At 58.9% G+C, this 11,959-nt stretch carries 13 protein-coding genes and 1 tRNA gene; 8 read left to right on the plus strand and 6 right to left on the minus strand.

The window, feature by feature from the left end:
- From urtC to urtA, 3 genes are all read right to left on the minus strand, one after another.
- Positions 1 to 901: urea ABC transporter permease subunit UrtC (gene urtC, locus NW857_RS00725; RefSeq protein WP_414367711.1), on the minus strand; the 901-nt coding region annotated here is incomplete at its 3' end.
- A 56-nt stretch (positions 902 to 957) separates the two neighbouring features.
- Complete coding sequence (urtB, locus tag NW857_RS00730; protein ID WP_414332599.1) at positions 958 to 2,115, minus strand: urea ABC transporter permease subunit UrtB; 1,158 nt, start codon at positions 2,113 to 2,115, stop codon at positions 958 to 960.
- Positions 2,116 to 2,223: 108 nt separating this feature from the next.
- On the minus strand, positions 2,224 to 3,498 hold the full coding sequence (gene urtA, locus NW857_RS00735) for an urea ABC transporter substrate-binding protein (protein WP_414332597.1): 1,275 nt from the start codon (positions 3,496 to 3,498) through the stop codon (positions 2,224 to 2,226).
- A 359-nt stretch (positions 3,499 to 3,857) separates the two neighbouring features.
- Between urtA and NW857_RS00740 the strand changes: the two genes are divergently transcribed.
- On the plus strand, positions 3,858 to 5,783 hold the full coding sequence (locus NW857_RS00740; RefSeq protein ID WP_414367712.1) for a S9 family peptidase: 1,926 nt from the start codon (positions 3,858 to 3,860) through the stop codon (positions 5,781 to 5,783).
- A gap of 25 nt (positions 5,784 to 5,808) precedes the next feature.
- Here the strand turns inward: NW857_RS00740 and NW857_RS00745 are convergent, their stop codons facing one another.
- Both NW857_RS00745 and NW857_RS00750 read right to left on the minus strand, forming a co-directional pair.
- Positions 5,809 to 6,285, minus strand: coding sequence for an urease accessory protein UreE (locus NW857_RS00745; RefSeq protein ID WP_414337417.1), 477 nt, complete (start codon positions 6,283 to 6,285; stop codon positions 5,809 to 5,811).
- The gene (locus tag NW857_RS00750) at positions 6,282 to 6,620 is read right to left on the minus strand and encodes a hypothetical protein (protein ID WP_414348892.1); all 339 of its coding nucleotides are present in this window, start codon (positions 6,618 to 6,620) and stop codon (positions 6,282 to 6,284) included. The genes NW857_RS00745 and NW857_RS00750 overlap by 4 nt, the downstream gene beginning before the upstream one ends.
- A gap of 41 nt (positions 6,621 to 6,661) precedes the next feature.
- Between NW857_RS00750 and NW857_RS00755 the strand changes: the two genes are divergently transcribed.
- The 3 genes from NW857_RS00755 to NW857_RS00765 all read left to right on the plus strand — a co-directional run bounded on the left by NW857_RS00755 (position 6,662) and on the right by NW857_RS00765 (position 8,752).
- Positions 6,662 to 6,988: a phasin family protein gene (locus tag NW857_RS00755; RefSeq protein ID WP_414332589.1), complete on the plus strand. Its 327-nt coding sequence runs from the start codon at positions 6,662 to 6,664 to the stop codon at positions 6,986 to 6,988.
- A gap of 94 nt (positions 6,989 to 7,082) precedes the next feature.
- Positions 7,083 to 7,685 carry a 3-isopropylmalate dehydratase small subunit gene (gene leuD, locus NW857_RS00760; RefSeq protein WP_414332587.1) on the plus strand — a complete coding sequence of 201 codons (603 nt, stop codon included), beginning with the start codon at positions 7,083 to 7,085 and terminating at the stop codon, positions 7,683 to 7,685.
- On the plus strand, positions 7,682 to 8,752 hold the full coding sequence (locus tag NW857_RS00765) for an SAM-dependent methyltransferase (protein WP_414332585.1): 1,071 nt from the start codon (positions 7,682 to 7,684) through the stop codon (positions 8,750 to 8,752). Before leuD ends, NW857_RS00765 begins: the two co-directional genes overlap by 4 nt.
- Here the strand turns inward: NW857_RS00765 and NW857_RS00770 are convergent.
- Complete coding sequence (locus NW857_RS00770) at positions 8,728 to 8,922, minus strand: hypothetical protein (protein WP_414332583.1); 195 nt, start codon at positions 8,920 to 8,922, stop codon at positions 8,728 to 8,730. The genes NW857_RS00765 and NW857_RS00770 overlap by 25 nt on opposite strands.
- A 139-nt stretch (positions 8,923 to 9,061) precedes the next feature.
- Here NW857_RS00770 and NW857_RS00775 point away from each other — a divergent pair, with 139 nt between their 5' ends.
- From NW857_RS00775 to argS, 4 genes are all read left to right on the plus strand, one after another.
- Positions 9,062 to 9,301: a hypothetical protein gene (locus tag NW857_RS00775; RefSeq protein ID WP_414332581.1), complete on the plus strand. Its 240-nt coding sequence runs from the start codon at positions 9,062 to 9,064 to the stop codon at positions 9,299 to 9,301.
- Between the two features lie 89 nt (positions 9,302 to 9,390).
- The gene (locus NW857_RS00780; RefSeq protein WP_414337413.1) at positions 9,391 to 9,816 is read left to right on the plus strand and encodes an NfeD family protein; all 426 of its coding nucleotides are present in this window, start codon (positions 9,391 to 9,393) and stop codon (positions 9,814 to 9,816) included.
- Positions 9,817 to 9,919: 103 nt separating this feature from the next.
- A tRNA-Pro gene (locus NW857_RS00785) sits at positions 9,920 to 9,993 on the plus strand.
- Between the two features lie 197 nt (positions 9,994 to 10,190).
- Positions 10,191 to 11,959 (plus strand): arginine--tRNA ligase (argS, locus tag NW857_RS00790; RefSeq protein ID WP_414367714.1); only part of this gene is annotated, 1,769 nt, incomplete at its 3' end.

Here is an 11,959-nt window from a genome sequence, read left to right on the forward strand (position 1 = left end):
CCCAGATCACCATTTCAATGGAGAAGGGAACGGCCATGGCATTGGGAGAAATGATGCCAGTTTGTAAGGTAAACAAAGCCCCGGCGATCCCTGCCAGCGCAGCCGAGATGGCAAATACCAGCACCTTAAATCCGGTGGGATCGTAGCCAGAGAAACGAACCCGCGGCTCATCGTCTCGAATGGCTACCAGGATTCGACCAAACAAGCCACTGGTAAGCCAACGACAGAGAAGGTAAGCCAAAACAACGGTTAAAACCGTGGCCACATAGACAGCAAAGCGCATCTGGGAAGAGTTGACATCCAGGCCAAATAACGTCTGGAAATTGGTCAGGCCGTTGGTGCCGTTGATTAAGCGCTGTTGCCCGTTGAAGAAGTTGAAGAAAATGATTGTGGTGGCCTGAGTCAGAATAGAAAAATAAACTCCTCGGATGCGATTTCTCACCACCAAATACCCCAGAGCTGCTGCCACCACAGCCGGGATCAAGACAATAGCAATAGCCGTAAACGGAAACGAATAAAAAGGGTACCAAAACCAGGGCAATTCCGTTACCCCATAGAGGCTGAAAAACTCCGGTATCTGTCCCTCTGGCAGTTGCAACTTGAGGTGCATCCCCAAAGCATAGCCCCCCAAGGCAAAGAACACCCCATGCCCCAGACTCAGCATGCCGGTATAGCCCCAGATAAGGTCGATCCCCAGGGCAACAATGCTCAATGCCAGAAATCGCCCCAACAAGTTCAGCCGAAAACCCGACAACACAGTTGGGGCCACCAAGATCAAAGCCAGCGCCAGGCCAATGAGGATCCCAACTTCCCACAGGAGCTTGCGGGCAGGACTGGGATCCCGACCGGTGGCAAGAATGGCCTCTTCACGATCAGCGGGGGGGAGATGAGCCAGTTTCATGGGCGGTGTGGGGGGATGGGGGATACGGCTAGAAAGATTCGCTCAAGAGGGCTGTCCTAGGCATCCACCATGCGACCTTTTTCGGGGAAAAGGCCGCGGGGGCGCACCTGCAAAAAGGCCACAATTAAGGCAAAGACCATCACCTTAGCCATGCTGGTGGTGGCAAAAAAGTTGAGGGTATCGGTCAGGATCGGCACGTTGGGAAAGATCAAAGCCAGCGTCCCGGAACCGATGACAAAGTTGGCAATTCCGATCCCCAGTGCCGCCACAATGCTGCCCAGGAGCTTGCCCACACCCCCCACGACAACCACCATGAAGGTATCCACGATGTAGTTCTGGCCGGTATTGGGCCCCACGGATCCCAGCAGGCTGACGGCCACGCCGGCTACTCCTGCCAGACCCGAACCCATGGCAAAGGTGAGAGCATCCACCGTTTGCGTAGGAATCCCGACACAAGCGCTCATGGCCCGATTTTGGGTGACGGCGCGGATGCGCAACCCCCAGCGGGTGCGTTGCAAGAAAAAGTACAGCCCCAGGATACAGACAACGGTGAGGGCGATGATGAACAGGCGAGTATTGGGCAAAAACAGGTTGCCCACCGGGATCCCACCCCGCAGCCAGCGAGGAGCGGTCACGTCTCTATTTTGGGCCCCAAACCAGGGCTGGGTGACGGCCAGGGCATAGGTTTGGGCCAGAACCCGCCCGCCTACTGCCACAATGGCCGTAGAAAGCACCAACAACAACGTCAGCACCCAGCCTTTGAGGCGCGGCCAATCGGCCCGTTTTGCCAAGAGCCACCAGCCGCCAAAAAAGAGCACCGCAAAGGCCCCCAAGCGGAAAGCCAACACCCAATTGACGCTGCGCACGAACTGCTGCAGGATCAGGCTCACGCCCCAGGTGGCCAAAAGGGTTTCCAGCGGCCGCCCATACAAAAAGCGAATCACCCCCCGCTCCAGAGCCAGACCCGCCAGGGCCGTGACGACAAAAGCGGCAACCAAGGCTGGAAAGATATACAGATCCCGCCAGGGATCCCCCAATTGTCGGAAGGCATTTTGCACCACAAAGGTGGTGTAGGCCCCCAACATCATCAGCTCCCCATGGGCCATATTGATCACCCCCATGAGGCCGAAGACAATCGCCAGGCCCAGAGCGGCTATCAGCAAAACGGTGCCAATACTGATGCCGTTAAACAAGCTATCCAAAAGCAAGGTCATCGGCAGGGGATCCTCCTTCTTTACCCGTTGACTGGGGACGCGCTTCCAACTCCAGGACGGGATCCCCAACTCACCCGCAAGGGATCCCGCACCCAGCGCTCAACAGGGCTAGCTGACTTTGAAGCGACCGCCTTTGGCCGGATCCGACCAGTCGCAGGCAAAGCCCTTGGTTTCCGCCACAAACTGGTTCCAGGGCTGTGGCTCCACAGCGTCTGTAGAAAAGATGACATCAAACAGCCCATCAGAGCGCACCTGGCCGATCCGCACGTACTTGGTCAGGTGGTGGTTGGTGTTCATCGTCACCAGACCCTCTGGGGCATCAAAGGTTTGGCCGTAGGCTGCTTGGCGCACCGCGTCGATCTCCACGGTTCCCGCTTTTTCCACCGCCTGCTTCCAGATGTAAACCATGATATAGGCCGCTTCCATCGGGTCGTTGGTGACGCGGTTTTGGCCGTATTCTGCCTTGAAGGCTTCCACAAACTTCTTGTTGGCAGGCGTATCCACCGTCATGAAGTAGTTCCAGGCAGCGTAGTGGCCTTCTAGGAACTCGGAGCCAATCGCCTGCACCTCTTCTTCGGCAATGCTGACGGACATAGAGGGATAGCGATCCGGCTCCAGACCGGCTGCTTTCAGTTGCTTAAAGAAGGCCACATTGCTGTCGCCATTCAGGCTGTTGTAGATCACGCCGCCGTTGGGAAGAGCGGCACGGATTTTGCTGATAATAGGAGTCACTTCGGTGTTGCCCAGAGGCAGGTAATCTTCTCCCACAACCTTGCCGCCCAGGGCCTCTAACTGGGCCTTGATGATGGTGTTGGCCGTGCGGGGGAAGACATAGTCGGATCCCACCAGGAAAAACTCTTTGCCCTTGTTCTTGAGCAGCCATTCCACAGAAGGCTCGATCTGCTGGTTGGGGGCAGCGCCGGTGTAGAAGATGTTTTTGGAGCACTCTTGTCCTTCGTACTGTACGGGATACCAGAGCAGGTGTTGCTTGGATTCAAATACCGGCAAAACTGCCTTGCGGCTGGCCGAGGTCCAACAGCCGAATACTGTTGCCACCTTGTCCACATCGATCAATTTGGTGGCTTTCTCGGCAAAGGTTGGCCAATCGGAGGCGCCATCCTCGATGATGGGCTCGATCTGCTTGCCCAAAACCCCACCGGCGGCATTGATCTCTTTAATGGCTAGCTTTTCCGCATCCACCACACTGGTTTCCGAAATGGCCATCGTGCCGCTGAGGGAGTGCAAAATGCCAACGCGAATAGTCTCTCCCTGAGCATAGGCAGGCACAGACCGCTTCACCCAGATCTGCGGCCCTAAGGCAGCCCCGGCTCCGGCCAGCGCGCCCATTTTCAGCACTTGACGACGATTAAAAGATTGAGCCATCGGTAAACTCCGAAACGAGGTGAGTGCAAAGGATGTAGCGAAGTGTGGTTACAGCAGCCTGGCTAACGGGGGGAAGGACTCAGCTCATCACCTTGCCCATGGATCAGCTTGCCCAACTGCGCTCGGCTGAGGTTTTCACCAATGCCTTCCCAACATCAACAGGGGGAAAAGCCAGCTTTGCAGTCGAGAGAGCGTCGTGCGCCCCTGTTGCCTGGACGTGTTCTATCAAACCCATTCAGCCAGGAAGAAATTGTGTTGCGAGATACTTTTTTCCAGAATCTGAGCCTGTTCTCGCCAAGCTCCCAGGGATCCCTTGCTCTCGGCATAATGGAGATTTCGAGGTTGAAAATTGATGGCTTATGGTGCAACAGGCTGGCTATGGATCTTGGCGATCCCCAATTACCGCTGACCTGGTGGTGGCCGGATCCCTACGCCTAGGGCAACCGGCTTGGGACAAGGGGGATCTCTACTGGACGGAGGGCCGCCCGCAGGAGAAGGGGCGCAACGTGCTGATGCGGCGAGCTGCCGACGGGACGGTGCAGGAACTGACGCCAGCACCCTTCAACGTGCGCACGCGGGTGCATGAGTACGGCGGCGGCGCCTACTGGGTCTCCGAGGGGGTGGTGTATTTCTGCAACTTTGCCGATCAACGGCTCTACCGCCTGCTGCCGGCTTCGGATCCCCAGCCCCTCACCGAAGCTGGCCCCTACCGCTATGCCGACGGGGTGGTGGACAGGAGGCGCCGGCGCATCCTCTGCGTGCGCGAGGATCACAGCCGCCAGGGAGAGCCGGAAAATACCCTGGTTGCCATCGATCTAGAAAGCGGATCCCAGCAGGTTTTGGCCAGGGGCCACGATTTCTACGCCAGCCCGCAACTGAGCCCAGACGGTCAGATCCTGGTGTGGCTGGCCTGGGATCACCCCCAGATGCCCTGGGACGGCACGGAGCTGTGGCGGGCGGAAGTGGCTCCTGACGGCAGCTTGGGAGAACCCCAGAAACTCGTTGGTGGCCCGGCTGAGTCCATTTTCCAGCCCCAGTGGTCGCCGCAGGGGGAGCTTTACTTTGTTTCCGACCGCAGCGGCTGGTGGAACCTCTACTGCTGGGATCCCCAGGGCCCCATTTCCCTCTGTCCTATGGAAGCGGAGTTTGGCGAGCCCCAGTGGGTGTTTGGCCTGAGCACCTACGGCTTCTGTGGGGATGGGCAAATCCTGGCCATCTATCGGCAAGAAGGGCTGGGCCACCTGGCGCTTTTGGATCCGCGTTCAGGACAGCGGCAGGAGATCCCCATACCCTACACCGAGCTCCACAACCTTCAAGTTAGCGGCGAAAAAGCTGCCTTCCTGGCCGGATCCCCCAGCGAAGCCATGGCCTTGGTCTGTCTGGACTTACCTTCTGGCCAATTGGAGGTGGTGGCCCGTTCTAGCAGCGTGGCAATAGATCTGGAGTATTTGTCGATCCCTGAGCCCATCACCTTTCCCACCTCGGGCGGAGCAGTGGCCTACGGCTTCTTCTATCCTCCCAAGAACCGCGACTTTGTGGCCCCTGCCGGCGAAAAGCCGCCCCTGCTGGTGAAAAGTCACGGCGGGCCCACGGGAGCAACAGCAGCCGTGCTCGACCTGGGGATCCAGTACTGGACCAGCCGCGGGATTGCCGTTTTGGATGTCAACTACCGCGGCAGCAGCGGCTATGGACGGGCCTACCGGGAGGCCCTCAAGGGCCAATGGGGCCTTGTGGACGTGGAAGATTGCATTGCTGGAGCCCGATTCTTGGCCCAACAGGGCCGGGTTGATGGCGAGCGATTGCTCATTCGCGGCGGCAGCGCCGGCGGCTACACCACGCTGGCGGCTTTGACCTTTCACACCGTCTTCAAGGCCGGTGCCAGCTACTACGGGGTGAGCGACCTGGAGGCCCTGGCACAGGACACCCACAAGTTCGAGTCCCGCTACTTGGACAGCTTAATTGGCCCCTACCCGCAACGACGAGATCTCTACCGGGAGCGCTCTCCCATCCACCACCTGGATGGCCTCAATTGTCCGGTTATTTTCTTTCAGGGCTTGGAAGACGCCATCGTGCCCCCCAATCAGGCAGAGAGGATGGTAGCCGCCCTGCGGGCCAAAGGGATCCCGGTGGCCTATGTGCCCTTCGAGGGAGAACAACACGGCTTTCGCCAGGCGGCCAACATCAAACGGGCCTTAGAGGCGGAGCTTTATTTTTATGCTCAGGTGCTGGGGTTTCCGCCGGCAGAAGCTCTTGAGCCCGTTCGGATCGAGAACTTAGACACCTGAGGATGACTGCTCAGCTAGACCCAGGCTAATGGCTGTGGGCCAACAGGTTGGGCTCGAAGACAGCCATCTCCAACTGAAACGGGATCCCCAGGTGGGCCAGCCAGTCCTGCAACGGCTCATCGGCCAGCGCCCGGATCTGCCCTTGGGGGGAAATGTGGGCCGGGCGGTGCCAATTGCCCAGTTGATGCATCACTTGGCCCATCTGGATCGGGTTTTCCGGTTGAATCAAGAGTACCGGTTCGGCTTGGGCTTTGACCCGGATGTGTCGCTGCGCATCCGCGTAGAGTAGATCCCCATCCTGAAGATGAGTGCCGCGAGGCAGCATCAACTGGATTACCGTGCCCTGATCGCTCACCAGCCGCTGCCGGGATCGCTGGCGGTCATGCCAAGTGAGGCAAACCACTTCCAAGTGGCCGGGGATCCCCTCTGGCGGCTCTTCCAGCAGTTGCATCACCGTAATAGCCACGGGATCCTCTGACGCAGTGTGCCGCCCTTCGCTCATGGCAGGGACTCCAGATACTGGCTGAGGTCTTCTTGCAGGCGAGAGAACTCCACTTCAGTGGAAAGGCGCAGCACCTTGGTTTTCAAAGTTACCAGCACCTTGGCTGCATGGGGGCCAGTCCAGATATTGGGGTTGCAGAACATCTCCAAGCTGAAATCCTCAGCAGGGTAACGAAATTCAACGGGATCCTGAGGCTGCTGGCGGGAGCTGCGCTTGAGTCGCTCCCAAAGAATCTGCAGAACCTCGTGCCATTGTTGTGCTGCCTCAGGGGGAAGGGAGAAGCTGGCCGAACCGGTTGCGAAGTTGAAGGCAAACTGAGGAAAATGGATGGTCATAGAAGCCCGTACCTTCGGCACGCGTTCTCTGGAGGGCAGCATTGGATAACAACAGTATCTTACGTCAGCTTTTGCTGATGGGCGTCGGCACCACCACCTTGCTGGCAGAGCAGTTGAAGAAGGCTGCCGACGATCTGGTGCAGAAGGGCCAGCTCAACCCAGAAGAGGCATCCAATCTCATCAACAACCTGCTCAACCAGGTAAAATCCGAGCAGAGCAACTTTGAATCCTACGTGCAGCGGCAGGTGCGCAACGTTCTACAGGATTTGGGCGTGCCCCGCCAATCGGAAATGGACGAGCTGCGCGGGCGGCTGGATCGGCTGGAACGGCAGGTGCGCAATCTGGAAAATCAGGTTTACCGCCGGTAGCCGAGGCCCAGTTGGCCGTCGAGCAGGGCATTGCCAAACGTCGCTACCCCGCAGCCAACCCCCAGATCCAGTCCCAAAGTTCATTCCAGTTTCCATGCCGAGCGAAGTTTTGACCGTTACAGGCCGAGGCATCCCCCTGCTGGGCAACGACATCGACACCGATCGGATCATCCCGGCCCGCTTTTTGAAGTGCGTCACCTTTGAGGGCTTGGGCCGGCACGTGTTTGCCGACGACCGCGCCCAAGCTTCCGGCCAGCATCCCTTTGACCTGCCCCAGTACCAGGGAGCCGAAATCCTCGTGGTCAACGCCAATTTTGGCTGTGGCTCCAGCCGCGAGCATGCGCCGCAAGCGCTGGCCAAGTGGGGGATCCGCGCCCTCATCGGCGAAAGCTTTGCCGAGATCTTCTTCGGCAACTGTTTGGCCCTGGGGATCCCTTGTGCGACGGCGCCGGCGAGCCTGATCCAAACCCTGCAAAAGGCGGTGGCCGAGGATCCACAGCTTCGGTTGACCCTGGATCTGCCCAACAAACAGGTGCGCTGGCAGAACCATGCCGCTGCTGTGGAGATCCCTCAGGGGGCCTGGCAAATGCTGGTGCAGGGCACCTGGGATGCCACAGGGCAATTGCTGGCGGCCACAGCCCAGATTCAACAAGTAGCCGCCTGTTTACCCTACCTGCGTTGGCAGCGAGCCCGTTGAGCAGTTCTCTTCCCCCCGATACCCATACCTGGCTGGGCAGCGCCGACCCGGATTTTTTGGATCTGGCCATCCGGGAGATAAAAGCTGCGGATCCGGAGGCCGCCGTACAGCGGCTGCGGGAGGCGCCCGGCTTGGTGTGGGTGTGCAGCCAACGCTCGTTTGTTGACCTGGTGGAGGCTTGGCAGGCTGACCCGCCCATTTTTTTGCGCCACATCTGCCCCATTCACCGAGAACAGCGGCTAGACGAGGGATCCCTGAGCAAATTGCACCTTGATGAGGAAATGTTGGCGGCCATCGACCCCATGCGCAGCTTTTCGGTGCAGACGCGCCTGTTTGGAGGGCCGAATCTCAAGCCCTTTCAGGTCAACGAAGCCCTGGCCGAACAGGTGATCGCGGCGGTGGGAGCCCCCCTGCAGGTCAAAGATCCCCAGCAGGTGATCTCGGTGGTGATCCTGGCCGAGACAGGAGGGATCCGGGCCTGGCTGGGCCTATCCCTGGCTGCACAGAACCTCTCCAACTGGGCTGGCGGGATCCACCGCTTCCGGCGGGATCCAAACCAGATCAGCCGCTCCGAGTTTAAGCTGCTGGAGGCCATCCAGGTGTTTCAGGTTCCTTGGGTAGCGGGCGGACAGGCTTTGGATCTGGGGGCAGCGCCGGGGGGATGGTCGCGCATTTTGCGCCTGTATGGCCAGCAGGTGACAGCAGTGGATCCGGCAGACTTGGACGAGCGCCTCAGCCAAGATCCGGGGATCTGCCACCATCGCCTCAGCGCCCAAGCCTACTTGGCCCGTAGCCCAGGCCGGTTTCACCTCATCCTCAACGACATGCGCATGGATGGCCCGGCCTCTGCCAACTTGATGGCGGCTTTCGCCCCCCATCTGGAGCCACAGGGAGCGGCCCTGATGACCCTGAAGTTGCCCCACCGGCAGCGCCTGCGGGTGCTGCGGCAAAGTCTGGAGATCTTGGGTCGTGCCTTCTCTGTGGTGAGGGCCCGTCACCTGTTCCACAACCGCAGCGAAGTCACCCTCTACTTGAGGGTCCCTCAATCTGCCGTTTCCACCACCTGAATTTCCCGGCGGAGCACCATCTGGCGAATGGACTCCAGCAAGTCCATCTCTTCGGGGGAGATTTTGCCGTCGGCCCGGATGGCGCCGACGATTTGGTCAACCTCGGTGCGGGTGAGCTTTTTGTCTTCTAAGGCTCGATTCACCAGCGCTTGCAATTGTGAAAACTCCATAAGGCTCCTCTTCGCTTGAACAGGTCTTGTCGCCTCATTTCCTCGTCTAGGCTATCCGCCCTCTCCAAAATCTCCTGCAAGCGCAAGATTCTCTTCAGGTATCCTAAAGAAAATATGAAACCCAAGAGAGGAAGACATCATGGCTGGCCCGGATCCCAAAAGCACCGCACACGATTGCGCTACCCTCTGTCGAGATGGCTGTGTCTTGGGAGAGGCCTGCCCCCACCGAGAGGCGGCTCGTCAAGCGGTGGCCTTTGTCATGAACACCGACTGGGAGACGCTGATGCAGATTGCCGAATCCAAAAACCTGCCCAAGAACCTGCCTCAAGGCGAGTTGGATCCCCTCCAGTTTTTGGAGAATTACCGCCTGGGTGGATAAGCCCCAACCCCATCTCTCCAAGGACAAGGGATCTCCCTGAGCAATCACAGGTTTTAAGCCATACTGAATTTGTGGGATCCCTGGATTCTATGGTTTGGCCTTGGATTGTCTTTGGCTTGGTTCTCATCGCCTCTGAGCTGTTTTTGCCGGAGTTGGTAGCCGGCCCGGTAGGGGTAGCGGCCCTGGGGGCCGCCCTTTTGGCCTACTGGGGTTGGCCCATTTGGGCACAATTTTCGGCTTGGATCCTGCTCTCCATTGGATTGATCGTCCTCAGCCGACGCCTAGTCCCTTCCGGTTCGACTCAACTAGAAGATCTTCTCAAAGAATCGCGAGAGGCACGGGCAGTTACAGCGATCCCGCCTGGTCAGCGCGGTCGGGTCTCTTATCTCGGTTCCACCTGGAATGCCAAGTGCAGCATCCCCAACCTCGAAATCCAAGCCGGGCAGGAGCTCTACGTGGTGGAGCGGCAGGGAAACACCCTCATTGTCATGCCGGCCAAGATGCTGAAGTCTTGATCTGAACGGATTTTCCATTCCCCTATCGCCCTGAGGGGGCTGCCGCAGCCTTGTTCAAGTGTGCATTAGCGGCGGGGATCTGTCATAATCGCAAAAGCTAAGCCGGGATGTAGCGCAGCTTGGTAGCGCATCTGCTTTGGGAGCAGAGGGCCGCAGGTTCAAATCCTGTCATCCCGATCCTGCTTGTACAACGAGTTGAGCTGTTCGCCTGCTTGTCGAGGGTCGGGGGCAACCATCAGCTCTTCGATGCTGGGAAATTCGCAGCTCAGGTGTGGGCAGCCTTTGGTCATAGCCAGTCTGTTGCCAGTATGATAGTGCTCCTGCTGCAGCAGGGATCCCTGTCAACCTCGCTCTCCACTCAGCTCCCTTTAGCCATGGCAACCCAATCCCCTTCCACCTCGCTGATTCGGTTCCTCGCCGCCGCCGTATCCGAGAGCATTCAACGGGCGGCAGGCCAACTGGGATCCCTAACACCTGAGCAGGCGGCAGGGGTTACTCCCGTGATCCAGATCCCCAGCGATCCCCGCTACGGCGACTACGCCTGTCCTACCCCCTTGGGGATGGCCAAGCTCTGCCGCATGGCGCCGGCCCAAATTGCCCAAACCCTGCAAAAACACCTGGATCTGCCGGACATAGAAACCGAGGTGGCAGGCGGTGGGTACCTCAACTTCCGGCTGGGGGATCCCTTTTTGGCCGAGCGATTGCAAGAGCTGTTGCGGTTGGGGGAAGATTTCGGCAAAACCGCTGCCCCCCATCCCGAGCGCATCCTGCTGGAGTATGTTTCCGCTAACCCAACGGGGCCGCTGCACGTGGGACATGGGCGCTGGGCTGCCGTCGGCTCGACCCTGGCCAACCTGCTGCGCTGGACGGGGCACCAGGTGGAGCGGGAGTTCTACATCAACGATGCTGGCAACCAGATGCGGCTCTTGGGCCAGTCGCTAGAAGTGCGGGTGCGACAACTGCAAGGCGAAGAGGTGGCTCTGCCGGAAGATGCCTACCACGGCAGCTATTTGGTCGATATCGCCCGGCGGCTGTTGGATCAGGTCAAGGCCGGGATCCGCCCTCTGCCCACCACCCCGGAAGAGTACACCGATTTTGCTTACCAGGAAATGCTGGCCTGGCAACAGCAGACCCTGCAACAACTGCGCACCGAGTTCGATCACTGGTTTAGCGAACGCCGCCTGCACACCCCCGATCCCCAGACAGGGCTGAGCGCCATCCAACAGGCTTTGCAGGAGCTGCAGGAGCGCGGCTTCCTCTACAGGGCTAAGGCGCCGCGGGGTGAGGATCCCAAGCCGGGGGCGGAAGAGGCCGTCTATTTTAAAACCCAAGAGTTTGGCGACGACAAGGATCGGGTGGTGCAAAAGGCCGATGGCTCCTTTACCTACCTGGCCGCCGATATTGCCTACCACCGCGACAAAGTGCGGCGGGGCTATCAGCGACTCATCAACATCCTCGGCTCGGATCACCACGGCTATATCGGTCGTTTAAGGGCGGCGGTGGGCGCCTTCAGCCCAGAGGTCAAGCTGGAGATCCTGATTGGACAATTTGTCAAATTGTTCAAAACCGACCCGGAAACCGGCGAGAAGACCGAAGTGCGCATGTCGAAGCGCACCGGCAATTTTGTCTCCTTAAACGATCTTATTGAGGATCCCGAAATTGGCGTGGGGGTCGATGCAGCCCGCTGGTTTTTGCTCAGCAGCAGCATGGACAGCCCCATCAACTTTGATTTGGATTTGGCCGTCAAGCAAACTTTCGACAACCCGGTGGTCTATGTCCACTACAGCCACGCCCGCTGCTGTACCCTGCTGCGGCGGTTACAGGAAGAGGAACAGGTGCAGCTAACCGCCACAGTTGCTTTGACGGAGCAGCAAAAACTGCCCTACAAAGAACCTGAAGAGCGATCCCTGCTGCTGCGCCTCTTGGCCCTGCCCGATGAGCTGATTGCCGCTGCCGAAGAGCGCGCCCCTCACAAGATCATTCGCTATGCCGAGGCGATTGCTGCCGATTTCAACAAGTTTTACGACAACTGCCGCATTTTGCCCCTCTTAAAAGAGGATCCCCTTTTGGCCCAAGCCCGCATCCAATTGGTGCAGGCCACGCGACAGGTTTTATTTAACGTGCTCACCGGCATTCTCGGCCT

Source organism: Synechococcus sp. H55.9 (assembly GCF_047462355.1).
GTDB lineage: Bacteria > Cyanobacteriota > Cyanobacteriia > Thermostichales > Thermostichaceae > Thermostichus.

Bases quoted from the DNA above. Each gene is read 5' to 3' on its own strand.
- urtB (WP_414332599.1), bottom strand. From the start codon at position 2,115: ATGACCTTGCTTTTGGATAGCTTGTTTAACGGCATCAGTATTGGCACC.
- urtA (WP_414332597.1), bottom strand. From the start codon at position 3,498: ATGGCTCAATCTTTTAATCGTCGTCAAGTGCTGAAAATGGGCGCGCTG.
- NW857_RS00740 (WP_414367712.1), top strand. From the start codon at position 3,858: ATGGTGCAACAGGCTGGCTATGGATCTTGGCGATCCCCAATTACCGCT.
- NW857_RS00745 (WP_414337417.1), bottom strand. From the start codon at position 6,285: ATGAGCGAAGGGCGGCACACTGCGTCAGAGGATCCCGTGGCTATTACG.
- NW857_RS00750 (WP_414348892.1), bottom strand. From the start codon at position 6,620: ATGACCATCCATTTTCCTCAGTTTGCCTTCAACTTCGCAACCGGTTCG.
- leuD (WP_414332587.1), top strand. From the start codon at position 7,083: ATGCCGAGCGAAGTTTTGACCGTTACAGGCCGAGGCATCCCCCTGCTG.
- NW857_RS00770 (WP_414332583.1), bottom strand. From the start codon at position 8,922: ATGGAGTTTTCACAATTGCAAGCGCTGGTGAATCGAGCCTTAGAAGAC.
- NW857_RS00775 (WP_414332581.1), top strand. From the start codon at position 9,062: ATGGCTGGCCCGGATCCCAAAAGCACCGCACACGATTGCGCTACCCTC.
- NW857_RS00780 (WP_414337413.1), top strand. From the start codon at position 9,391: ATGGTTTGGCCTTGGATTGTCTTTGGCTTGGTTCTCATCGCCTCTGAG.